We start from the raw sequence: 21049 nt of genomic DNA, 5'->3' as shown, positions 1-21049 counted from the left end.
CCCTGGCTACGTCTCGACGACAACGGCGGGACTAATCTGCTGGGCCACCGGCGTGTAGATGTCCACCTCGGGAGCCTCGATGCTCACCACCAGCGAGTATTCGACGCCCAGCTCGCTCTGGTCGTACGCGCGCCGATTCTTCCACCAGCCAGCTACTGGATAAATTGCGATTGAACCCTTGCTCGCCAGATCAACGGCTGATCCCGTCCAGATGTCGGTGTGGAGGGAGCCGGCCGCTTGTTGCTGGCTTGCTCCAAAGAGCCAGCCCGCTTCGGTCTCGAGTGTCGGGGGCCGGTCCCCATCGATGCGTGCGCGGGTGTTGATTCGTCGACGGAACGACTCGACGCTGTCCTCGGGCCGACGCATTGCGAACCGGAGCCCATGCGAGGGGTAGACATACCGTCCGGTCCAGCCCCGGCTGGAGGGGTTCGGCTCTATGAAGTACGACAGCGTGACTCTGAGACGCACCTGTGCGTTCCCGAGCGCTTCCAATTCGTCCTTGGGCCAGGGCAGCTCGTGCAGGTTCATCTCTCGAGTCTTGCCGTCTGCGGCGTTGCCCTCACGCTCGTAGGGGTGAATCCTTGCTTCAGCGATCAGGGTCAACGCATCAGCCGCGCTCCGGAGTGCGCGAGTGCGGTCCGGCACGCCCATACCGTATCGGCGAAGGAGGCTGGCCAACTCAGTCTTGTTCCCAGCGCGTTCGGCGTGCGCACGCATCGCGGGCGTCCACTCAGCGGAATGAACAACGAGCGCCCGGATCGTCTCGGGACGGAGTCCGGGATAGGCCGCTTGTATATCCGCCGCAAGCGCCGCGACCTGGGCTGTGGCGGCAGAGGTGTCGCGTGTTGTGGTGAAGAATCCCTCGCCTGGCCGCTGCAGACGTGTGGTGAGCAGAGCGAGGTTCTCGGGCGTGTCGACGCTGGTCCCGTCGCGGAGGCCGCGACGTTCCCACCGTCGGCGACGACGTCAGGCTTGAATGGCCACTTCTTTCGGTCGAAAACCACCGAGGTTCTGCTGACCGGCGACAGATCACCGCGGGGCGCGATAGGCACATATCCGGCGAATGGCTCCGGCGCGCCGGCCATGTCGTCCACCGCGGAGTAAGCGCCGACCGTCAGGGCGTTCCAAGACTGGGCGGGGTCCTCGACCGGCTCGAGATCACTTCGCTCAAGGTGGTCATCAGACGCGTTGAGATCACGGATGTTGCCTGCCGAGATCACGAACAGCCGCGGCCGACGTTCTTCGTCACGATCCAAATAGGTGAGCCGCGGGTCGGTATCGTCGATGGCTCGTCCGAATGCGAGGGCATCGACGGCTGCCGACCACGAGTTGGACGTCCGGCCTCCCGGCGCTGGCCATGTGGATCGGCATCCTCTTGCGGTGCCGGTGACGTTGCAGTCACGGCAAGCATGAATACTCTGGACCGTCCAGCAGCTTGGATCTCGGGCCGGTCCACGGCCCGGGCCGTTACGCCGCCGTACAGGTCGGGATGGTTGCTTCCGGTGTCAGGGAAGAACTTGACTGATTCCAGTCGATGCCGCAGGGCTACAGGTTGCGCACCTGCGAGCGCGCCTTGGAGATCGCCGTACAGCGCCAGCCCAGCCATCTCGGTGCCGTGCCCGTGGACGGGCTCAACCTGCCATTGCGGATCCGCTACGTGGGCGTCGGCCGTAGACAGCGAGTCGGCGAGCAGTGGGTGTCCGCTCTGCACCCCTGTGTCCAAGATGCACACCGCGGGGGCACTCGGCGCGGCTGCCTGGAGGCGTTCGCGCAGTTCGGAGACCCATTCGGCCTGTTTCAAAAGCCGGAGGCTCGTCAGCAGGTTGGCGATGTCGTGGGGGCGGCGAAGCTCGGCTAGGTCGTCGATCGATTCGAACAACTCAGCCAGCTGGTCGGCTGACGCCTGAAGGAGCACCACCGTCCGATCGGCGAAGCCGAGGTAGTGATCACTGGTCGCAAGACCGTGCTCCGCGGCGAACGCGGCGAACCGCTGACGTTCGCCGCCCTCGCGGCTGCGCAGCCAGACCTCCCACCAAATCGGAGTGGTGTGATCGCTTGGGAACTGGTCTTCGGGATCGGTCCACAACTCTCGGATCGTCGCCCGGCGAACGGATCGGATACCTTCAACGAGCGCCGCATGCCTTGCCCGGTCTTCCGATGCCGTGTCGACATAGCGCGACAACCGGTCCAGGAAGTACTGCTTCTTCCCATCCGGGATGAACACGGTGGCGATTTGAACGAGTCCTGACGCGTTGGTCTCCTCACGCACCGAGACGAGTTCGGGGTGCTCCCCGGTTGCGCGCGGGTCCAAGCTTTCGAGGGCAAGTTCGAGGCCCGGAAACGACACGAATGCCACGTAGGTGCCTTCGCGGTCAACGTCATCCGCTGGGGTCGAGAGTGCCTGCTCGAGTTCGCGCTTCAGCCGTCGACCATGAGCACCGCGGTCACCCGAGAAGCCCTCAGCGTCGCTTCCCCCACCTGATGAGGCAAGGGTAAAGGGCTCTGAGGCACCCCCGTCCGAGACCACCAAGTGCGGCCGATCGCGTTCCGCCATGATCCCTAGGTTGTCGCCACGCGGTGTGCGCTTGGTCGTGGCCGGTCGTTCAGGGCAGCGACGAGATCGTCGGTGCGGATCTGAGTGCGGCCCGATAGGACGGTTTCGCTTCGCGGCGTTCTCGGCCGCGATCGCGATCTCCGCATGGCTAAGGCCCTCAGCGGCAGCTGTAACGCGCTTCCAGCTGAGGTTGCCGATCCGGAAGGCGGCGAGTCGATTGCGGATGACTGCTTGCACGCTCTGCTCGTCGGGAAGGGCGAAGTCCATCACAGTGTCGAACCGCCGAAGCAGGGCGTTGTCCAACAGTTGAGGGTGGTTCGTCGCGGCGATGATGATGCTGTCGGACGGATCCTCCTCGAGAAACTGGAGGAAGGAGTTCAGCACCCTGCGGATCTCTCCCACATCGTTCGCGGCAGCTCGATCGCCCGCGAGCGCGTCTACTTCATCGAAGAGATACACGCCTCGTGTCTCGACCAGGGCGTCAAAGATGAGGCGAAGCTTGGCCGCGGTCTCCCCCATGAACTTGGTGATGATGGTGTCCAGCCGGATCGCGAACAACGGCAATCCGAGCTCGCCCGCATGACACGGGCCGTGGACGTTTTGCCCGTACCCGGCGGTCCGATGAGCAACATCCGCCGTACGGGAGTCAGTCCGTGGCGTGAGAGTACGTCGCGCTGCCGTTGTTCGTGAGAACGTGGCGGAGACGCCCCGAAAGGTCTTGGGAAAGAACCAGGTCGGCGACACGCGCCGTGGGATAGGAGACCGTCAGCAGCGACGCCAGCTCGCCCCGTGGCTGCGACACCGGCACAACGGATGCGACACGCGAAGACTCCGGTTCTCGTTTCCGGAGAGCGTCGACCATGTCACGTAGTTCCTGCGCGAACTTGTCCTGCCCGGACCGGGCCGCCTTCGCCGCAACCTGCATTGCGACCGAGTAGAACTGGGAGTCGTCGCGGTCAGCATGACTCTTCACGAGCGCCTTGAACTGATCGTTGGTGGCCACGGACGACCCTCCCTTCTACCCTCGCAGACCCGTCTTGGGCAGATCGCGTTTGAGTCTATCGGGCATGTTCGGAGTGGCGTGGCGCAACGCCCCCGATTCGCACCCCCAGAGGGTCCCGCCGTTTGTCCGTCCAGTAAGCCAGGACCATCCGACAAGTCTTCGCCGCCACTCTCGCTCTCGCTCCACCCCTCGCGGCCGCCGACGGGCTAGCCAGCACGCCACCCCCTTCGACGGGTAGCGGCTCTGGTGCCTGAGCGAGCGGGTTAATCCAACCGCCGGAGCGTGTAGCGGGAGTCCAGGGTCTTGAGTGGCGTCACTACCGAGGTGGCCCCATGCACAGCCGTCTCCCCTTAGCTCGGCAACTGGACCGCTCGCCGCGCGCGGCGCGGTATGGCCGCGGAAGCTGGCGCTCGCTACAAAAAGCGTCCGCCAGGTGATCGCTGGGCAGGACTCGGATGACTTAGGTGACTGAGACGCCGAACCCCAGGCGACCGAGGAGGCCCAACGCCGAAGTGACGGCGACGACCGAACACCCGAAGCCGAGCGCACCGCACTGCCGCGCGGTCCGGAATGGACAAAGCCCCGGATCCTCGGACCCGGGGCCTGTCACACGTGCGCGAAGGGGGATTTGAACCGTGAACACGCCACGCTTGGTCCCGCTTGAGCAGCGTCCTGAGCGTGAAATCGCGCTTCAGTTGCCTACGGTTGCGTCCCGTTACCTCGGGGGCGCGCACCCCAGGAGTGCACCAGCCAGTGTTGAATTGAGATCAGCCGCTCGAGGGCTGGTCCTCCGATCCTATGCGCATCCAGCGGCCTGTCAGGGGTTGGTGGCTCCGACCGAAATGCCACGGACGTGTTCGTCGAGGGCGAGGGTGCACACAATCGCCTTGACCCGCCGCTCCCCGGCCACGGCTAGCACCGGGACGTGAACGTCTGCCAGGTCGTCGAGCAGCTCGTCGACGCCGACGTTCTCCAGGGTTCGGTGCGCTGCAGGCGTTTCCACCTCGCAACCGCGGCCGCGAGCCGACGATAGGCCTTGACGTCGGCCGAAGCGTTGAACCTGGCGGCCGCCGCCATGGCCACGCGTCGCGCGATCGAGGCCGCCTGTTGGTCCATGGCCGATCAGTCTCCCGCCCGGAACTGCCTGAGGGGACCCTTGGTGGGAACCTCTATGGCTATCCACAGTGGCGCGAGCAGCGTCCGCGCGTGCGCCGGCGAGATCCGCGAGACTCGAGCCCTACTTCACGGCAGGAAGGGCACCACGGTGGGCGACAACGACCAGCTCTCGGCGCCGACGGGCACGTGCAGGCGGCCCGCGAGCACGTCTACCGCTTCAACCGCGCCACCATGTGGGAGCAGGAAGAGATCCCGTCCGAGACCTCTGACCAGCTCGCGGAGTTCGCCGACCTCGCGGCCGCGCTCCCCCAGGCGTTCTCGCAGCTGTCCAGCGCGCTCGAGCAGGCCCAGGCCCACCAGGTGCTCAGCATGGACACGATGACCGACGAGTCCGACCCGGCCATGGCCATCGGCGTGGCGCGCCTTCACCTGGAGGAGGCCCGGGCCTCGCGGTCGACCTCCACAAGCACCTCGACGCCGCGCGCAACGCCACGGCCCACATCATCAGCCAGGGCGTCGATGACGGGCAGGAGTCGATGCCCTGGGACCAGCCCTGACCCAGGCCCCCGCCGAGCGGCCCGCGAGATTTCTTCGCGTCGGGTGATCGCCCCGACGGGTCAACCTTCCTTTGGTGACTGAGAGATGACCCCGGTCCACCAAGGAGTTGCCCGTGAGCACGCCCACCGAATTCACGTCCGCCGCGGCCGACCGTGACCCGGTCCAGGAGGCCCGCGACCACCTCGAGCAGGCGCTGGCAGCGCTCGATCGGCTCCGCGAGGTCCTGCCCCCAGCGGGCAGCACTCCCCCGCCCGAGGCGCGAGGCGGTGACCCGGCATGACCACCACCCACACCGCCCTGCATGCCGCCGACGCCGTCTTCATGGCCGAGCAGGCGGTGGGACGGGCCCGCCATGTCGTCGAGGAGCTGCACACCACGATCAACTCCGCTCTGCGGGTGCTCGATGACGCCGAGCTCGACTCTGCCAAGGCGCGACTCTCCGACCGCGGCGACTACTACCTCGAGGCCGCCGGCGAGCACCTGAGCCGCCTGCAGCGCCGCTGCAACGACAACGCCGAGCTGACCGACGAACTCATCGGGCACCTGGAACGCGCCTCGCAGGCGTCATCGACGCCCGACGACGTCCTCCGGGACGCCGACACCACCGATCCCGCTCTCGCCCGCGACGTCGCGCAACTGAAGCCGCGGCTTGCGGTTGTCGGCGAGATGATCGACCTGGCCAAGCCGATGGCCCGGCTGGCCGCCCAGCATGTCGAGAGAGCGCACCTGGCCGCTCAGCAGGCGACTCCGCGCGTCCCTGTTGGAGCCGGTCACCCTCGAGCGGAGCATCGCGACCGCCGGCAAGGAACTTGGCCGCGCCGACGAGGACGTGCGCCTGCTCGAGAACGTCGTCGACCACGCTGCAGCCAGCGCCCGCCAGTCGGCCGGCATCGCGACCGAGATCACCGACAACGCCCGCCGGCGCATGGCCGAGCAGGCCGCGTCCAGATCCCGCACCAGGCCGCACGGAGCGTCGGATCCCGGGCGCGGTAGGCGGGAGGCGCGTCATGGACCTCGACCACGGCGGCCGCCAGCTGGCGGGCCTCATCCTCGCGCAGCCGGCAACGGCCAGCACGACCAGGTCGCCGAGCTGATCGCACCGCTCGACGCCGAGCAGCTGCGGTCCCGTGACGGTGCTGGCCGTCCAGGTCGACCAGAGCGCACCCCCTCCTCCGCCACCGGCCCCGCCGCGGTGTGCGAGCTGGCCATCAACGCCGCGGCTCCGATGTTCGGCACCACCCCGGAGGCGATCCGCAGCGCCGAACGCAGACGACCGGTCAGCGACGCCCGGGCGGTGGCCATGACCGCCGCACGCGTGGTCGGCCTGTCCCTGCCGGTGATCGCCGAGCACTTCGACAAGGACCACGGCTCGGTGATCCACGCCGTACGCCACACGGCCGAGCGGCCACGCCTGGCAGACGCCGCGGCGCGCGTCACCGCGCACGTCAACGACCGCTACACCGCCCAACTCCCCCCCGCTCCGAGGCCACGGTGGTCCCCCTGCACCCGCCGGCGTCGAGGTTCGAGCCTGACGGCCCGGTCGAGCATGCGGTTGTGGCGGCCGCTGAGGCCTTCGGGACCACACCGGAGGTCCTGCTGGGTGCCGACCGCAGCCGGGCGGCCGCCGACGGCCGTGCGGTTGCGATGACCGCGGCCCGCATCCAGGGGCACAGCCTGCCGTCGATCGCGCGTCACTTCGACCGCGACCACACCACGGTGCTCCAGGCGACCCGTCGCATCGCGAATCCCCCGCACTGAACGGCCTGGCCGAGAAGATCGCCGCCGACCTCCCCGAGGACCCTCCGCCCGTTGCCGCGGAGTCCCCGCCGCGGCGGCGGCCTCGACCTCGAGCCTGACGGGCCGGTCGAGCACGCCGTGGTCGCGGCCGCGGAGGCCTTCGGCACCAGCCCGGAGGTCCTCCTGGGCGCCGACCGCAGCCGGCGGCCGCCGACGCTCGTGCCGTGGCCATGACCGCGGCCCGCATCCACGGCCACAGCCTGCCGGCGATCGCGCGTCACTTCGACCGCGACCACACCACCGTGCTGGTCCGCGACCCGGCGCATCGAGAAGACCCCGCCGCTGCGGGACCTGCCGCGAAGATCGCTGCGGATCTCCCCGAGCAGCCAGCAGCATCATCGGCGCCGGCGACGTCGTCGAGCATGTCCCCGAGCCCGGTCACCGCTCCCCCGGCCTGCGCGAGCAGCAGCGAGCGGTCCCTGTCGCCGCTGAGCGCCGCCGGCTGAAGGTCGCCCGGTGAAGGCCCTGATCGGCCTGGCTGCGGCCGCGATCGTCGCGCTGACCGCCGGCGGGATCAAGGCCGCGCTACCCGGCACCCAGACGGGCCCCGAGCCGACCGAGGGTGCGACCACCCAGGCGCGGGTGACCCACGTCGTCGACGGCGACACGATCCGCACCGAGACGCTCGGCGGCCGCCAGCTCGGCCGAGTCCGGCTGCTCGGGATCGACGCCCCCGAAGCGGCGCACCCGCCCGAGCCGGCCGAGTGCTACGCCGAGGACGCCACCAGGCTCCTCGAGCAGCTCGCTCCGGTCGGCAGCACCGTCGAGCTCGTCACCGACACCGGCCAGCCCAACCGTGACCGCTACGACCGGCTGCTGCGCTACGTCGACCGATCGACAAACGCCGGCGACGTCGACGTGACCGGCGAGCTCCTGGCCAGCGGCGCCGCCCGCCGCTACGAAGCCGGACCAGCGCTTGCCCGCGAGGAGTCCTACTCCACGGCCGTCGACGATGCCCAGGACGCTGGCCGCGGCCTGTGGGGCCGCTGCTGAGAGCCGGGAGACCGACATGGACGAGCAGCTGGCCACCGCGGCGAAGACACTGGCCCGATGGTGCTGCCGCCGCGGCGTCGACGAACGTGTACTCGGGTGCGGTGAGCAGCTGCGCAAGGCCGCGGTCGACCAGGCGCTCGGCCGACTGGCCCCGGCCCACCTCGAGCACGCGCTGTGGCAACAGACCGCCACGCTGCTCTGCCAGCGGCGCGACTGGGACCGCGACCACCAGGTGAGCCAGGGGCCACCGCGGCATGCCTGCCGTGCGCCGTGTCGGTCGAAGAGTGCCCTACTCACACTGACCGGCGCTGTCGTGCCTGCGGTGGCCAGCTGCACCGGATCGTCGTTGAGGAGGGCTTCGACACCCACCCTTCGTGTGACCGGCCCGGTACGAGCGGATCCCGGGCGGTCCTCGAGCAACACCGCGCAGCTGCTGGGGGCCACGCTGCTGGCGCAGTCGGCCTGACTGACCCGGGCGTCAACACGGATCGGCCGAGGTGATCGCTCCGGACCCGGCCCGCACTTAGGAGACCAAGGAGGACTGGCGCAGCCGGTGCCGGTCCACGGGATCCAGGAGTTCACATGAGTGAAGCCGCTCGCGAGGAAGCCGCGCTCGAGGAAGAGGCCCGCCAGAGCGCCGAGGAGATCAGTGCCACCGAGGCGGCCGCTGCCCAGGCCGCGGCCGCCGACACCGGCCCCTCCCCCGACGCCGAGATCGCGCAGGTGCACCGGTCCGGCCGCCAGCACGACCACACCGACACGGCCGCCTACCAGCGGCCCCAGCTCGGCCGCCGCGGCCCGCGCCGGTAGGAGGCAGCCATGGCAACCGCACTCGCGACGGCCGTCAGCTCCTCGAACGTCTCGAACGTCCGTTGGGTCGACTGCTCACACAAGCTCGGACCGTTCCCGTGCATGAACCACAAGCCGCACGAGGGCAACGGCCGCGGCTGCGTGCACCACTCCACGTCCGGCTTCCAGGACGACGAGTAGCGCGACGTCAGCCGCCGAAACCGCTCGAGAACAGCCTCAGCCGTGCACCAGGTGCAGCCGCGGCCGCTGAGGCTGCTCGGCGGGATGGTCGGTGGCGGTGTCCAGGCGCTGCATCCGCTCGAGCGTCATCGGGTGGCCGTAGCGCCGCAGCAGCCCCGCAAGGACGGGCCCGAGTCCGAGTCCGAGCACGAACTGGTCGGCCTCTGCCTCGGTGCGCAGGTCGATCCGCCGGCCGGCAGCCGGCACCAGGTAGGTCAGCGCGATGACGGCGCCCCCGAGGAGCCCGGCCCAGGCCCGGCCCTCGACCATGGACTGCACCACGCAGATCACGCCCACGACGCCGCGCAGCGTCCAGGCCAGCCGCATGAACCGCAGCCAGGCGAAGGCCCGGCCGATGCCGAGGAACGTAGCCACGATCAGCCGCCAGGGCGTCGTCGCCGCGAGCACCGCCAGCTCCACCCGCGGCCGCAGAGCCCGGTGTCGGCCGACCGCATGGGCCAGCGCCGCGGCCGCCTCCGCCCCGGTCACGCCGCCGCGGTACGTCGCGTCGACCAGGCCCGGGCTGACCACCACGGTGCGCCGCCCGACCGCCACTGCCACCGGGGTGCTTGGACGCTGCGCCCGGCGTACGAACAGCGTGGCGATGTCGACGCCGCGGCGCCCAGCTCTGCCAGCACCGGCGCCATCACCCGGAACTCGGCCTCGGTCGCCGGCCGCGAGTTGGTCAGCGCCGCGATCGCCGGCTGCTGCAGCTGCCCCATCGCGAGCGCGACCAGGACCCCGCCGGCGGCCATGAACGCCACCAGGCCCAGCGCCGGAGGGAGCAGGGCGCACATCACGACGGTGAGGACGAAGCTCACCAGCAGCGCCGGCGCCAGCGTCACCACCCTCAGCACGGTCATCGGGAACCTCATCATCACGACCCTCCTCCATCTATCAGCACCAGTGCGAATCTCTTGACTTTGCTCGCGGTGATCGTTCGGCGACCGCCGTACGACATAGGCGAACGAGACCAGTTTGTGCCCAGCCGCCGACACCACCCCGAGTTATCCACAGCCCGCCGTCCAGTGGAGCGAGGACCGACGCGGACGTGGGTTCATGGGCCAGACCGACCTCCAACCGAAAGGAACACCCGTGGACACCCTCAACCCGGACAGCACCTGGGACCCCCTCGGCTCGATCGCGCACCTGCTGCGCCAGGCCGCCACCCAGGTGTGGAGCGACGCTGACAGGGCCACCGCCGACTCGCCGCTGCACGACCTCGGGCTCGGCGTCTACCTCGCGCACTCTCAGGCCAGCGCGCTGCTGCCTGAGGACTACGAGCTGGCCGACGTCGACGCCGACGAGCTCGAGGAGCGCACGCCGCTGCAGCTGCTCACCGAGGCCGAGGAGCTGACCCGGCCGCTGCCGCTGCACCAGCCGGACCTGGTCCACGGCTCGCAGCTGGTCGTCGACCTGTGCGACCTCATCAGGGAAGCGCGCGGCCTTGGCTACTGACCGGCGCCTGGCGTACGCCGACATCGACCAGGAGCTCTTCGACGTCGACCAGATCCCGATGACCACGCGCGACGTACGCAGCATCGGCGAGATGCTCTTCGACGTCGACCATCTGGCTCGCCAGTTGCTCATGGACGTCGGCGGCGACGACGCCGGCACGCTGCTGCGCAGCTGGCCGACGATGGTCGCGGCCGCGGAGGACCTGTGGGCCTCACTCCCGGGCGGGCGGCCGGGCGTCGACGAGCGCGACCGTCCCATCACCAGCCTCTCCGCGCAGGCCGCGACCATCGAGTCCAGCCTGACCGGCCGGAAGGCCTGGCCAGGTCAGGGCCCGACCAACCCCCGCGTCGACCAGATGACCCAGACCCTCCTCAACGCCGCAGCGCTCGTGCGCCGCTACGGCGCCGCGATCCCCCACGAGCAGACCGAAGCCCACCGCGACCTCGAGGCAGCTCGCACCAGGATCATGCACGGGCTGTACCTGACCGCTCACGCCGTCAACGTCGCCCTGCACGACAACGGCCGCGACCGCGTAACCGACGCCCGCGAATCAGGCCGCCGCGTCCAACTGGCCCAGCACCACTCCCCCTACGCTGTGGCACCCACCGGGGTCTGGGTCGACCGGATGTCCGCGTGCGAGAACACCGCCCGCAGCTACCTGACCAACCGGTTCCCCCACGCCCTCACCGGCGAGGCCATCCGGCCCGTCGACGACCCCGGCCGACTGGCCCAGGCGCTCGCCGACTGGGACATCCAGTCCCACCGTGCCCTGGCCCGTCAGCTCGAGCCCTCCAACATCCTCCTGATCACCCGCACCCAGGGCCTCATCGCCGGCGCGAGCATGGTGCTCGTCGACGCTGCCGCCACTGCCGGGATCCTGGAACCCTCCGACCGGCTCGTCCCCGCGATCGCCGACGCCGGTCACTCCTGGAGCAACCTGGCCAGCCGTTGGGGCGACCTCGCTCCCCCGGGCGCCCGCCTCGAGGAGCCCCTGGCCCGCGCAGCCGCGGAAGTCCGAGCCGCCTACCGCCAGATCACCCACGACACCACCACGCTGGCGACACCGGAGGTCATCGCCACCCGGCCCGGGCTCCCCCAGGCCACCGCGGCGACCCTCCGAGCGATCGAGGCCGGCTCCGAGCTCGCGCACGTCGTCGCCGAGAAGGCCGACACCCCCAACCTGACGGGCCCCGCGCGTGCTCTCTCGCGTCGAGCGCACAACGACGTTGAGTCGGGCTGTGTCGCCGCTCCACCCGAAGGTGATGTCGTATGGATTTCTCCGGCCGACATCCTTGCCCGGCGTTGGGTACCTATCCCAAGACCCGTGGCAACAGCTCTCCGGGCTGCGAGTGCCACGGCCGCGATGACCACGGAGGTTGCATCCCGCGCGGCTTCAGTTCATTTGCCACCTTCCTGCGTCCGCGAAATCCTGAGGGACCAGCGGGGGTCTGAATCGCAAGAACGGACAGGCTGGCAGCCAGTGGGTTCAGCCGAACCAGGATCCCTAAGGCTTTGAGTCGTAGGCCCAGGTGACCGCTCTAGCATGCGTGCCAGCCGAAGCGGAGCGTTCGGAGGCGTCTGCTTCGACCCACAGAGGCCGACGCACCCCACCCCGTGTCGCAACGGCGGCCGAGCTTGCTGGCAGCAGGCTCATAGGGGTCTGGTGCACGAACGGGTCTTGAGTTCCGTGGCCGGACCCGTGAGTGTCAGCGTCACCCGCAGCCGCGACCGGCGCGGGTCGTTGCGGCGTGGCTCCGCGCCACACCGTGCGCCGAAGCAGGCACCCCGTCCGGACCTGGAGGTGCCCATGCCCGTGGGTGCGCGCCCGCATGGGACCCAGCCCTGCATCGACATAAGGCCGACCAGAACAAGGGCGACCACTGCGGCACGAAGCGCGCGCCGGACGCCCAAGTCTCGGTCCGGAGTCCCGCATGCTGCTGATGCCATTCCGCGGTCTACTATTTGTCCTAGTAGATGTGGTCCTGAGCGAATCGGTTGGTTGAGCGTGGCAACGGAGAACTCCATCGGCGCCCTGCGCGGTTCGGCTCCCGGGTGGGGCTGGGGACGGTGGATGTGGCGCACGCTGACGTCGATGCGCACAGCGGTGATGCTGCTCGCGCTGCTTGCCGTCGCGGCAGTTCCGGGCTCCGTCCTGCCGCAGCGGAACGTGGCCTCCGATCCGGCGGCGGTTGTTCGGTATGAAGCCGAGCACCCTCGTCTTGCGCCGTGGCTTGATCGTATGGGGTTGTTCGAGGTGTATTCCTCGCCCTGGTTCGCGGCGACGTACCTGCTGCTGCTCTTCTCGATGACCGGCTGCGTGATCCCGCGGTGTGCGAGGTTGTGGCGGGAGTCGCGCGCGACGCCGCCCCCGGGCCCCCGGCGTTTGGACCGCATGGACAGCTATCACCGGGTCACCCTCGACGCCCCCCGGGGCGTGGTCCTCGCCCGGGCGGCAGCAGTGCTGCGCGGGAGGGGTTACCGCATCTCGACTTCGGACACCGAGATCGCGGCCGAGAAGGGCTACGCCCGCGAGCTCGGCAACTTGGCGTTCCACCTCTCGCTGCTCGTGCTGCTGGTCGGAATGGCGGGCAGCAAGCTGCTCGGCTACGAGGGCCGTGTGGCGCTCGTCGAGGGCGAGACGTTCACCAACGTCAGCTCCTCCTACGACGCACTGACCCCCGCCGCCCTCATGGATGTGGACGACCTGACGCCGTTCTCAGTGACACTCCGAACGCTGGAAACCGCGTTCGCTCCGTCAGGCCCCAAGGTCGGCGAGCCACGCAAGTTCGACGCCCACGTGAGCTACACCTCCGCGGGAGACGAGGGCTCGGCCACCATCCGACCGAACGAGCCGCTCGACGTCGAGGGCACCAAGTTGTTCCTGAGCGGCCACGGCTACGCCCCGAAGGTCACGGTCAGGGACGGGCGCGGGGACGTGGTGTTCTCCGATGCCGTCATCTTCTTGCCCTCGGATGGTGCATTGACCAGCGACGGGGTCATCAAGGTGCCGTCTGCGGAACCTCGCCAACTCGGGTTTGAAGGGGTCCTGCTGCCGACAGCACCCCCGGCCGGCGGGTCCCGATCAGAGTTCCCGGCACTGTGGGCCCCCCGCCTCGACCTGGTCGCGTACACCGGCGACCTGGGCATGGACGCCGGTGTCCCGCAGTCGGTGTTCACCCTCGACAAGAGTGACCTTCAGCCAATCGGTCGGGAAAGCCTCAGGATCGGCGAGACCATGGAGCTCCCGAACGGAGCAGGATCCATCACCTTCGACGGCGTAGCGCGGTTCGCCAACTTCCAAGTCGCCCGCGACCCGGGCAAGGAGATTGCGCTCGTCGCCGGTCTTCTCCTACTCGTCGGCCTGACCGCCTCTCTCATTGTCAGACGCCGACGGCAGTGGGTGCGGGTGACCGACCTGCCGGATGGAGGCGTGAGGATCGAGCTGGCCGGCCGGTCCCTGACCCGCCGCACACTTCCCGACGGCGAGGCCGATGAGCTGCTCGCCCTCGTGACCACCGTCTCGCCCGAACGATCGAACCGATTGAGGAGTCCGGCATGAACGCCGCATCCCTGTCCGACGCGCTGGTCGCCGCCGCGATCGCCGCCTACGCGGCCGCCTTCATCGTCAGCGCTGCCGACCTGGCCCGCAGCCGCATGGTGGCGTGGACCGGCAGGCCTGCCGCTGTCTCGTCGACCGCTGGGAGCGCGGGCTCCGTGCATGCCCACGACGGAGGCGCCGGGACAAGCCTGAGCGAGCGGGCTCTCGCGGAAGGCCCGACAACCAGGCCGGGGCGCCTGACAGGAGGCGCCGTCGCACTGCTGGCCGCCGCGTGCGCCCTCAACGTCGGATCGGTGATCGCCCGCGGCGTCGCGGCTGAGCGGGCCGCTGGGGAAACATGTACGAGTTTGCGCTGGTCGGCGCCGCGTCGATCGCCGTGGCCTTCCTCGTTGCTCGACGTCGCTTTCCCATCGACCGCCTCAACGTCGGTGTCGCCGGCCTGGCTTTGGTGATTCTCGGCTTCGCCGTGACCGTGCTCTACGTCCCGGTCGATGCACTCATTCCCGTCCTGAACTCTTACTGGCTCGCCATTCATGTGGCCGCCGCCATCGTGGCCGGCGGCGCGTTCACGATCTCTGCGATCGCATCGGTGGTCTTCCTGTTCCGGCGCTGGCGGGAGCGCCGCCGGGGTGAGGCCACGGATCCGGCCGGGATGACCGCTGCCTTGGAGCGGGCCGCTTACGGGCTGGTGGTGTTCGGCTTCCCGATCTGGACCTTCGCGGTGCTGGCTGGCGCGGTCTGGGCAGAGGCGGCATGGGGCCGTTACTGGGGTTGGGACCCGAAGGAGACCTGGGCATTCATCACCTGGGTGCTGTACGCCGCCTACCTGCACGCCCAGGCAACGGCCGGGTGGCGCGGAGCTCGAGCCAACTGGTTCGGCGTGCTGGGCTACGCCGCATTCCTCTTCAACTTCGTCGGCGTGAACATCTGGATACCGGGCCTCCATTCGTACGCGGGCGTCTGACAACCACGAAGGATCCAAGTCAATGCAGTCTCTACTCCGGACGAGCCTGCGCCTGGTCGCGCTCGCAATGGGGGTCGTCCTGGGGGCCGCGGTGGTGCCACCTCCGCCGGCTTCCGCGCACACCGAGCTCATCGCCTCAGATCCGAAGGCCGCGACGACGTTGCGTCAGCCGCCGGCCCAGGTGACGCTCACCTTCAACGAGCCGATGGATTCGCGACTCGCGATCGTGGCGCTGATCATTGGGAATCGTGAGCCGGCACGGCTCGACGTCGCTCCGGGCCCCGAAACCACGGCGCTGGTGGCCACGATCCCCGACGGCATGGCGACCGGCGGGACCTGGCGCGTCACGTTCCGTGTGACCTCGGCGGACGGACACCCGGTGCAAGGCGATCTCGCCTTCAGCGTCGAAGAGCCCATTGATGTTCGCCCGGACCATGCGCAGCCCGCGGACCCGTCCGAACCTCCGCCGGCACAGACCTCGGCCGACGCCGATGCCGATCGCCCCGGCCCAGCGCTGATAGCCGGCGTGGTGGGCGGAGGCGTCCTCTTCTTGGTCCTGGTGCTCCTTCTCGTGGCCCGCTACCTACGGGTGGGGGAGCCGTGACCGTTTCGCCCGCAGCGGGCGCCGCGTCGGTTGCCAGGCTCGGCCGGGTGCTGGTGCCGGCGGTGTTGGTCGTGGTGGCCCCGACCACCGCGATAGTGCTGCTGACGCTGACCGGCGGGTTGAGTTCCACGGCGCTGCCCGGCCTTCCGGTCGCGGGGACTGTGACCCGCTGGGGTCTACCGGTGATGACGGCCCTGCGCGACGCCAGCGCGGCTGTCACGGTGGGGGTTCTCGTGCTCGCCGCGGTGTGCGTCCCCGGCCGGATAGCGAGCGATGCCCTCTCGCTACCGCAAGAGCTCCTGCGGCGTGTCGCAGTGGTGGCTGCAGTGTCGTGGGCGGCCGGCGGCACCGCCGTCCTCCTATTCGCGTACTCCGATGCCGCGGGCAAGGCGGTGGGATCCACCGGCTTCTGGGCCGAGGCGTGGTTCTTCGCGACGCAGCTCGAGGCCGGGCGTCCACTGCTCAGCGGACCGGCGATGGCCTGGGCGGTGGTCCTCACGTGCGTTGTGCTGCGACGGACGTCCGGTTTGGGGTTCGCCGCCCTGCTCGCGCTGGCATCACTGTGGCCGCTGGCTCTGGGCGGCCACTCCGCGGGCACCCTCGACCACAACGTCCTGGTGGACCTGCAGCTCTACCATCTGGTGGGCTTGACGGTGTGGACCGGCGGGCTGGTTGGTCTCCTGGTCGTCCGCCGACGGGTCGGCTCTGCCCTGCCCGCTGTCGCTCGCCGGTACTCGAGGCTTGCTGGGTGGTGTCTCGTGGTTGTCGCCGGTTCGGGTGTGGCGGGGGCGCTGATCCGGCTCCCAGGCTTGTGGGCCATCGAATCGAGGTACGGCGTTCTGCTCCTCGTGAAGGTGCTCGTCCTGGCTGCAGTCGCTCTTCTCGGCCTGTGGCAGCGCACCCGCGCCCTAGACCGCGTCAGTGCGGGCGAATCCGGGGGGTTCGTCCGCCTCGTCGGGATCGAGGTGCTTCTTCTGCTGGCCGGCGCGGGAGCAGGAGTCGCGCTCGCCCGCACCGGGCCGCCGGGGCCGACAGAGGATCCGTCGCTGAATGCCGCCCAGGTGCTGCTGGGCCGGGAGCTCCCTCCGCCGCTCGGCGTCGTGGAGTGGTTCAGCCAGTGGCGGCCGGACCTCCTGTGGCTCCCGCTGGCGGCAGGCATGTGCGTCGGATACATCGCCGGTGTGCTGAGGCTGCGCGAGCGTGGCGTCCGGTGGCCTGTGCTGCGGATGGCGTCCTGGGCAGTCGGGTGGACACTGGTCGCCTGGGCTACCGCGGGAGCTCCCGGCGTCTACGGGCCCGTGCTTCTGAGCATGCACATGGTGCAACACGTGACCATGACCGTGGCGGTCCCGATCCTGTTGGTCCTGGCACGTCCGGTGACACTGGCGCTCGAGGTGCTGGAACCGCGTGCCGATGGCTCCAGCGGGCCGCGTGAGTGGCTGGTGGAGGCGCTTCGATCGTTCCTCGGCGTCGTTGCGACCACACCGGTGGTGGCGACCGGACTGTTGCTCGCCGGCTTCCCCCTGCTCTACTTCACTGGCGTGCTCCGGCTGTCCTTGGAGTCGCACACGGTGCATCAGATGGTGGCCGTGTACTTCCTGGTATGCGGCTACCTGTTCGCCAACGCTGTGATCGGTCGTGACCCCTACTTCCCTCGGCCACCAGTGCGCACGCGAGTGCTGTTGCTGTTGGCAGCGCTCGCTTTGCATGCATGGTTCTCGATCTCCTTGCTGTCCGCCGACCAAGCACTGGCCGGCGACTGGTTCAGAGCCCTGCAGAGGCAGTGGGGCCCGTCGCTCGCAGCGGATCAGCAGGTCGCGGCCTCACTCGGCTGGGTGCTCGGCGAGTTGCCGCTGGCCATCCTCGTCGGCGTCGTTGGCGTCCAGTGGGCTACGGCCCACAGGCATGGGCGACCCCACTCCGGCCTCGTGCCCGGTCCGGCTCCGCTGTCGGACCGCGCTACCGGCGCACCACAGGAGCCCGCCGACCGCGAGCACGACGATCAGGGGCAGTTGAAGTCTCTGGAACCGGGCAGCCGGGGTGATCGCCTCGGAGAGCGGAACATCCGCGACCACGACTGACGCGGACCCACCGGAGGTGCGGTGGACCACCTCCCGTGCGGCCCGATGACGGCCGAGATTCCATTGGTCGATGCCACCGTCACGCTGCGCCTGAGCTCGGCCGCGCGAGCTCGGGTGATCTCGAACTGCTGCTCCGGCTGGGCGGTGCCGAAGAAGGTCGCGTTGCTGGTCTGCACGGTGACCAGCTGAGCCCCGCGGCGGACCTGGGCGGGCAGGACGTCGTCGTAGGCCACGTCGAAGCAGATCGCATCTGCTACCCGGACGCCACCGATGTCGAGCGGGCCATCACCTGATCCGGCAAGGAAGTCGCGCGGGATCAGTTGGAAGCGGGACGACCAACCGCCGATCACAGGCCGCCACGGGATGTACTCCCCGAACGGAACGGGGTGGGTCTTCGTGTAGGTGGAGCCGATCTGACCGTCAGGAAGCCACACGACGCCACGGTTGTACGCGGTCAGGTCGTCGGGTCCGTCGAAGATGCCGCCGACCAGCAGCGGCACACCCATCGCGGAGACCGCCTCGTCGATACTGATGCGGGTCGCCTCGTCACGGAGCGGATCGACGGCCGTCGAGTTCTCCGGCCAGACCACGAGGTCAGGAGCCTGCTCGATGCCCACCGCGACTCGGTCCGCAAGTTCATGGGTCGCCTGGACGTGGTTGGCGGTCACCTCCCGGTGATGGCCGGCCAGATCGCGACCGTCACCCGGCACGCCACCCCACGCACGCAGCGATCCGGAACGTGCCCTGGGTCGGGGCGACATACGGCACTGCGGTCGTCGCCGCCACGGCGGCGACGAGGCCGACCATCACGGCCGCACTCCCTCCTCGGCGTCGGCCCACCATGCCACCGAGCGCAAACCCCGCCGTCGCCACGACGAAACCGGTGCCCGAGATGCCCGCGTAGGGCAACAGGTCCTCCCACGGCGTCTCCAGTGCGGTGACCCCCCACCGACCCCAAGGCATCCCGCCCAACGGCCACGCGCTCCGGATGGTCTCGACGAGCGACCACGCTGCGCCCGCCCACACAGGCCCGCCGGGGAGGCGACTGACCGCGCTCACGCCAACCGCGGCTACCGCGACCGCGACACCCTGGGTGCTCGCGAGCAGCGCCCACGCTACCCAACCGATCGAGTCCACCAGCCACCACAGCAACACCCCCATGAAAGCGGCCCCGAAGCAGGCGCCTCGGAGCAGGGCGGCGCGCCAAGATGACCCCCTCACCGCGAGCCACAGCATCGTCATCGCGAGCGGCGCAAGCCATCCGCAGCCGTATGGCTCGAAGGAAGCCGCGGCAGCCAGTCCGCCGCCGAGTGCGAGCGGTAGCGCGGGAAGTTCGCGAGACATGGGCGCGGCGTGAGAATCTGTGCGAGCGGGAGGGGCGACTACGAACTACCATAGTAGACATTGCGCGCGTAGGTGAGGAGCTCGATGAAGCAGCTGGGCCAGCTGGAAGCTGTGGTCATGCACCGGTTGTGGGCGTGGCCGGGTCCGGTATCGGTGCGGGAGGTGGTCGACGACCTCCAGCGCGAGCGGGAAATCGCCTACACCACCGTGATGACTGTCATGGACAACCTCTATCGCAAGGGCCTGGTCGCGAGGGAGCGCGACGGCAGGGCGTACCGGTACACCGCAGCGATGTCGCGGGAGGACCACGCAGCTGGATTGCTGGAGGACGTTCTCGCGCAGACCCCTGACCGCAGCGCGACGCTTCTGAATTTCGTCGGCCACCTCTCACCCCAGGAGCAGCTACAGCTGCGAGCTGCCCTGGCCAAGACGGACGACGAAGGCGCCTGACACATGCTGGCGCCGATCGCACTTCTGCTCTTCGCCGTCGCCATGGCAACCGTTGCCCCCCGGATGCTGGTCAGGGCGGGCTGGGTGAAGCGCGCCCCTGGCTGGGGCGTGCTGGCCTGGCAGGGCCTCAGCGCTTCGCTGGTCGTAGCGGTCTTCATGCTCTGTCTGGTTCTCGCTGCACCGCTGTCACCCCTGGCCGACGCGCTGGCCCACATGTGGGCGACGAGCATCCCCGAGGTCGTCGAGCACTACCTCACACCCGCCGGCCCCGAGCTGGCCGCCATCGCGCTTTTCGGCATGGCCGGGCTCGTGCTCAGGCTGTGCTGGCTGACGGCCACGACCGCACGGAACACCATCCGGGCACGTCGCGCCCAGGTCAGCGTGCTAGCCCTTCTGGGCGAGGAACACCCCCGCGGGTTCGTCGTCATCGAGCACAGCACGCCACTGGTGTACTGCCTTCCAGGACTACGGGGGCGCATCGTTGTCACGAGCGCCACCCTGGAGGTCCTCACCGACCAAGAGCTCGATCTCGTCCTTGCTCACGAACGCTCGCACCTTCGCTCGCGCCACGACATCGCGCTCGCCGTGGCCCAGGTGCTTCGCCGCGCATTCGGCCCGTTACGAGTGTTTCGGACGGCGCAGGAGGAGATCGCCATGCTGATCGAGATGCAGGCCGACGACGCCGCTCGCGATCCACGGGGACTCGCGCGCGCACTGGTCACCCTGGGCTGCGGCGCGCCGCAACCAGGGCTCGCTGCCGGGGACGTCGCGGCAGTCGCGCGCGTGCAGCGGCTGACGGGGCACCACGGCGGCTGGTCACGCCGAATGAGCACCGCCGTGCTGGTCGGGACCGTCGTGCTGTTGGCCGCCCCACTGGTCCTGGCGATCATGCCCATGATCGAAATGGTGGTGACCGGCTGCGAGACGATGCTCGCCTAGGGTCTCGGACTACTCCGAGCTGTCTACCTCGGCGAGAACCGGTTCGAGCAGGTTGCGCAACGTCGTTGCGTGACGGGCCCGATCGCCCTCGCCGCCACCCGTCCTTCGCGGTCGACGACCAGCGTCGTCGGAACCGCGGCAGCCGCCAGGGAGTTGTGGAAGGCGCCCATCGCCTCTGCGGAGTCGCCGGAGGTGATGCTGTCGTAGGGAACACCGTGCTCGCGCTCGAACGCCCTGGCGGCGGCATCATTGTCGCGAACATTGATCCCGACGAAGGTGACCTCGCCTGCGAACTCGTTCGCGACCTCGACGAGGTCAGGCGCCTCGGCGACGCAGGGTGCGCACCAAGAACCCCACACGTTGTAGACGACGACCTTGCCGTCGAGGGTCGCTGAGTCGAGCCGCTTGCCGCTGAGCAGTTGGGCTTGGAACGGCTCGCCGGCGGGGCGGTCTTCGACGGCGTACTCCTCGATGACCGATCCGCCTTCGGCCCGAGCGCGCGGATCGCCCTCGGAACGGCCCGCCACCACCCACGCCAGCAAGGCGATCGCGGCCGCAATCAGGATCAGGGTCAAGACGCGCATCCCGCGCGAGGATGGC

Annotated in this window: 28 protein-coding genes and 2 pseudogenes; 18 read left to right on the top strand and 12 right to left on the bottom strand. The window is 69.4% G+C overall.

Annotation, left to right across the window (positions count from 1 at the left end; genetic code table 11):
• Nucleotides 1-6: 6 nt before the first annotated feature.
• The 7 genes and pseudogenes from E2C04_RS18355 to E2C04_RS00765 form a co-directional block, all read right to left on the bottom strand.
• Nucleotides 7-645 carry a hypothetical protein gene (locus tag E2C04_RS18355; protein WP_202977843.1) on the bottom strand — a complete coding sequence of 213 codons (639 nt, stop codon included), beginning with the start codon at nucleotides 643-645 and terminating at the stop codon, nucleotides 7-9.
• A gap of 12 nt (nucleotides 646-657) precedes the next feature.
• Nucleotides 658-879, bottom strand: a pseudogene (locus E2C04_RS21750) (S8 family serine peptidase); the annotation flags it as partial.
• 137 nt (nucleotides 880-1016) lie between these two features.
• Nucleotides 1017-1286: pseudogene (locus E2C04_RS21745) on the bottom strand (S8 family serine peptidase); the annotation flags it as partial.
• A complete protein-coding gene (locus E2C04_RS18350; RefSeq protein ID WP_238694379.1) occupies nucleotides 1217-3298 on the bottom strand; it encodes an AAA family ATPase in 2082 nt (693 codons plus the stop codon). The gene E2C04_RS18350 and the pseudogene E2C04_RS21745, both read right to left, overlap by 70 nt.
• Nucleotides 3201-3557, bottom strand: a complete 357-nt coding sequence (locus tag E2C04_RS18340) for a hypothetical protein (protein ID WP_202977840.1) — start codon at nucleotides 3555-3557, stop codon at nucleotides 3201-3203. Before E2C04_RS18340 ends, E2C04_RS18350 begins: the two co-directional genes overlap by 98 nt.
• A gap of 817 nt (nucleotides 3558-4374) precedes the next feature.
• Nucleotides 4375-4560 carry a hypothetical protein gene (locus E2C04_RS00770; protein WP_135831143.1) on the bottom strand — a complete coding sequence of 62 codons (186 nt, stop codon included), beginning with the start codon at nucleotides 4558-4560 and terminating at the stop codon, nucleotides 4375-4377.
• Nucleotides 4561-4799: 239 nt separating this feature from the next.
• Entirely contained in the window at nucleotides 4800-5102 is a 303-nt protein-coding gene (locus E2C04_RS00765) for a hypothetical protein (RefSeq protein ID WP_145965123.1), read from the bottom strand.
• Nucleotides 5103-5343: 241 nt separating this feature from the next.
• On the opposite strand from E2C04_RS00765, the gene E2C04_RS17530 reads away from it, so the two are divergent.
• The 10 genes from E2C04_RS17530 (at nucleotide 5344) to E2C04_RS17515 (ending at nucleotide 9011) form a co-directional block, all read left to right on the top strand.
• Nucleotides 5344-5511, top strand: a complete 168-nt coding sequence (locus tag E2C04_RS17530) for a hypothetical protein (protein WP_158630546.1) — start codon at nucleotides 5344-5346, stop codon at nucleotides 5509-5511.
• Nucleotides 5508-6224 (top strand): hypothetical protein, encoded by a 717-nt coding sequence (locus E2C04_RS17525; RefSeq protein WP_158630545.1) that lies wholly within the window; start codon nucleotides 5508-5510, stop codon nucleotides 6222-6224. The genes E2C04_RS17530 and E2C04_RS17525 overlap by 4 nt, the downstream gene beginning before the upstream one ends.
• Complete coding sequence (locus E2C04_RS20495; RefSeq protein ID WP_135833589.1) at nucleotides 6157-6879, top strand: helix-turn-helix domain-containing protein; 723 nt, start codon at nucleotides 6157-6159, stop codon at nucleotides 6877-6879. Before E2C04_RS17525 ends, E2C04_RS20495 begins: the two co-directional genes overlap by 68 nt.
• The gene (locus E2C04_RS00755; protein ID WP_158630544.1) at nucleotides 6786-6989 is read left to right on the top strand and encodes a helix-turn-helix domain-containing protein; all 204 of its coding nucleotides are present in this window, start codon (nucleotides 6786-6788) and stop codon (nucleotides 6987-6989) included. The genes E2C04_RS20495 and E2C04_RS00755 overlap by 94 nt, the downstream gene beginning before the upstream one ends.
• A gap of 51 nt (nucleotides 6990-7040) precedes the next feature.
• Nucleotides 7041-7202, top strand: coding sequence for a hypothetical protein (locus E2C04_RS17520; RefSeq protein ID WP_158630543.1), 162 nt, complete (start codon nucleotides 7041-7043; stop codon nucleotides 7200-7202).
• Nucleotides 7199-7474: a hypothetical protein gene (locus tag E2C04_RS00750; protein ID WP_238694535.1), complete on the top strand. Its 276-nt coding sequence runs from the start codon at nucleotides 7199-7201 to the stop codon at nucleotides 7472-7474. Before E2C04_RS17520 ends, E2C04_RS00750 begins: the two co-directional genes overlap by 4 nt.
• Before the next feature lie 10 nt (nucleotides 7475-7484).
• Nucleotides 7485-8021 (top strand): thermonuclease family protein, encoded by a 537-nt coding sequence (locus tag E2C04_RS00745; RefSeq protein ID WP_135831139.1) that lies wholly within the window; start codon nucleotides 7485-7487, stop codon nucleotides 8019-8021.
• A 16-nt stretch (nucleotides 8022-8037) separates the two neighbouring features.
• Nucleotides 8038-8487 (top strand): hypothetical protein, encoded by a 450-nt coding sequence (locus E2C04_RS00740; RefSeq protein WP_135831138.1) that lies wholly within the window; start codon nucleotides 8038-8040, stop codon nucleotides 8485-8487.
• Between the two features lie 116 nt (nucleotides 8488-8603).
• The gene (locus E2C04_RS00735) at nucleotides 8604-8831 is read left to right on the top strand and encodes a hypothetical protein (protein WP_135831137.1); all 228 of its coding nucleotides are present in this window, start codon (nucleotides 8604-8606) and stop codon (nucleotides 8829-8831) included.
• 9 nt (nucleotides 8832-8840) lie between these two features.
• Entirely contained in the window at nucleotides 8841-9011 is a 171-nt protein-coding gene (locus tag E2C04_RS17515) for a hypothetical protein (RefSeq protein ID WP_158630542.1), read from the top strand.
• Nucleotides 9012-9047: 36 nt separating this feature from the next.
• Here E2C04_RS17515 and E2C04_RS00730 read toward each other — a convergent pair whose 3' ends face one another.
• Entirely contained in the window at nucleotides 9048-9584 is a 537-nt protein-coding gene (locus E2C04_RS00730; RefSeq protein WP_135831136.1) for a hypothetical protein, read from the bottom strand.
• A complete protein-coding gene (locus E2C04_RS00725) occupies nucleotides 9536-9928 on the bottom strand; it encodes a hypothetical protein (RefSeq protein ID WP_135831135.1) in 393 nt (130 codons plus the stop codon). The genes E2C04_RS00730 and E2C04_RS00725 overlap by 49 nt, the downstream gene beginning before the upstream one ends.
• A gap of 217 nt (nucleotides 9929-10145) precedes the next feature.
• Between E2C04_RS00725 and E2C04_RS00720 the strand changes: the two genes are divergently transcribed.
• From E2C04_RS00720 to E2C04_RS00695, 6 genes are all read left to right on the top strand, one after another.
• Nucleotides 10146-10508, top strand: a complete 363-nt coding sequence (locus tag E2C04_RS00720; protein ID WP_135831134.1) for a hypothetical protein — start codon at nucleotides 10146-10148, stop codon at nucleotides 10506-10508.
• A complete protein-coding gene (locus E2C04_RS00715) occupies nucleotides 10498-12024 on the top strand; it encodes a hypothetical protein (RefSeq protein ID WP_135831133.1) in 1527 nt (508 codons plus the stop codon). The genes E2C04_RS00720 and E2C04_RS00715 overlap by 11 nt, the downstream gene beginning before the upstream one ends.
• Before the next feature lie 555 nt (nucleotides 12025-12579).
• Nucleotides 12580-14067 carry a cytochrome c biogenesis protein ResB gene (gene resB / locus E2C04_RS00710; RefSeq protein ID WP_135831132.1) on the top strand — a complete coding sequence of 496 codons (1488 nt, stop codon included), beginning with the start codon at nucleotides 12580-12582 and terminating at the stop codon, nucleotides 14065-14067.
• 337 nt (nucleotides 14068-14404) lie between these two features.
• Nucleotides 14405-15031: a c-type cytochrome biogenesis protein CcsB gene (ccsB, locus tag E2C04_RS18335; RefSeq protein WP_202977839.1), complete on the top strand. Its 627-nt coding sequence runs from the start codon at nucleotides 14405-14407 to the stop codon at nucleotides 15029-15031.
• 22 nt (nucleotides 15032-15053) lie between these two features.
• Complete coding sequence (locus E2C04_RS00700) at nucleotides 15054-15635, top strand: copper resistance CopC family protein (protein WP_135831131.1); 582 nt, start codon at nucleotides 15054-15056, stop codon at nucleotides 15633-15635.
• Complete coding sequence (locus tag E2C04_RS00695) at nucleotides 15632-17716, top strand: bifunctional copper resistance protein CopD/cytochrome c oxidase assembly protein (protein WP_135831130.1); 2085 nt, start codon at nucleotides 15632-15634, stop codon at nucleotides 17714-17716. Before E2C04_RS00700 ends, E2C04_RS00695 begins: the two co-directional genes overlap by 4 nt.
• Here E2C04_RS00695 and lnt read toward each other — a convergent pair.
• Nucleotides 17638-18384: an apolipoprotein N-acyltransferase gene (gene lnt, locus E2C04_RS00690; protein ID WP_238694378.1), complete on the bottom strand. Its 747-nt coding sequence runs from the start codon at nucleotides 18382-18384 to the stop codon at nucleotides 17638-17640. The genes E2C04_RS00695 and lnt overlap by 79 nt on opposite strands.
• 31 nt (nucleotides 18385-18415) lie before the next feature.
• The gene (locus E2C04_RS00685) at nucleotides 18416-19060 is read right to left on the bottom strand and encodes a hypothetical protein (protein WP_135831128.1); all 645 of its coding nucleotides are present in this window, start codon (nucleotides 19058-19060) and stop codon (nucleotides 18416-18418) included.
• A gap of 84 nt (nucleotides 19061-19144) precedes the next feature.
• On the opposite strand from E2C04_RS00685, the gene E2C04_RS00680 reads away from it, so the two are divergent.
• Entirely contained in the window at nucleotides 19145-19510 is a 366-nt protein-coding gene (locus tag E2C04_RS00680; RefSeq protein ID WP_135831127.1) for a BlaI/MecI/CopY family transcriptional regulator, read from the top strand.
• A gap of 3 nt (nucleotides 19511-19513) precedes the next feature.
• A complete protein-coding gene (locus tag E2C04_RS00675) occupies nucleotides 19514-20449 on the top strand; it encodes a M56 family metallopeptidase (RefSeq protein ID WP_135831126.1) in 936 nt (311 codons plus the stop codon).
• Between the two features lie 23 nt (nucleotides 20450-20472).
• On the opposite strand, the gene E2C04_RS00670 is transcribed toward E2C04_RS00675, so the two are convergent.
• Nucleotides 20473-21024, bottom strand: coding sequence for a TlpA family protein disulfide reductase (locus tag E2C04_RS00670; protein ID WP_202977838.1), 552 nt, complete (start codon nucleotides 21022-21024; stop codon nucleotides 20473-20475).
• Nucleotides 21025-21049 lie beyond the last annotated feature (25 nt).

Source organism: Nocardioides daphniae, assembly GCF_004777465.1.
Lineage (GTDB): Bacteria > Actinomycetota > Actinomycetes > Propionibacteriales > Nocardioidaceae > Nocardioides > Nocardioides daphniae.
This window is presented reverse-complemented; position numbering and strand designations above follow the sequence as displayed.

Excerpts from the sequence above, each read along its gene's own strand:
- E2C04_RS17525 (WP_158630545.1), top strand. The coding sequence starts at position 5,508 with ATGACCACCACCCACACCGCCCTGCATGCCGCCGACGCCGTCTTCATG.
- E2C04_RS20495 (WP_135833589.1), top strand. The coding sequence starts at position 6,157 with ATGGCCGAGCAGGCCGCGTCCAGATCCCGCACCAGGCCGCACGGAGCG.
- E2C04_RS00750 (WP_238694535.1), top strand. The coding sequence starts at position 7,199 with ATGACCGCGGCCCGCATCCACGGCCACAGCCTGCCGGCGATCGCGCGT.
- E2C04_RS00740 (WP_135831138.1), top strand. The coding sequence starts at position 8,038 with ATGGACGAGCAGCTGGCCACCGCGGCGAAGACACTGGCCCGATGGTGC.
- E2C04_RS00735 (WP_135831137.1), top strand. The coding sequence starts at position 8,604 with ATGAGTGAAGCCGCTCGCGAGGAAGCCGCGCTCGAGGAAGAGGCCCGC.
- E2C04_RS17515 (WP_158630542.1), top strand. The coding sequence starts at position 8,841 with ATGGCAACCGCACTCGCGACGGCCGTCAGCTCCTCGAACGTCTCGAAC.
- E2C04_RS00725 (WP_135831135.1), bottom strand. The coding sequence starts at position 9,928 with ATGATGAGGTTCCCGATGACCGTGCTGAGGGTGGTGACGCTGGCGCCG.
- resB (WP_135831132.1), top strand. The coding sequence starts at position 12,580 with ATGTGGCGCACGCTGACGTCGATGCGCACAGCGGTGATGCTGCTCGCG.
- ccsB (WP_202977839.1), top strand. The coding sequence starts at position 14,405 with ATGTACGAGTTTGCGCTGGTCGGCGCCGCGTCGATCGCCGTGGCCTTC.
- E2C04_RS00700 (WP_135831131.1), top strand. The coding sequence starts at position 15,054 with ATGCAGTCTCTACTCCGGACGAGCCTGCGCCTGGTCGCGCTCGCAATG.
- E2C04_RS00685 (WP_135831128.1), bottom strand. The coding sequence starts at position 19,060 with ATGTCTCGCGAACTTCCCGCGCTACCGCTCGCACTCGGCGGCGGACTG.
- E2C04_RS00680 (WP_135831127.1), top strand. The coding sequence starts at position 19,145 with ATGAAGCAGCTGGGCCAGCTGGAAGCTGTGGTCATGCACCGGTTGTGG.
- E2C04_RS00675 (WP_135831126.1), top strand. The coding sequence starts at position 19,514 with ATGCTGGCGCCGATCGCACTTCTGCTCTTCGCCGTCGCCATGGCAACC.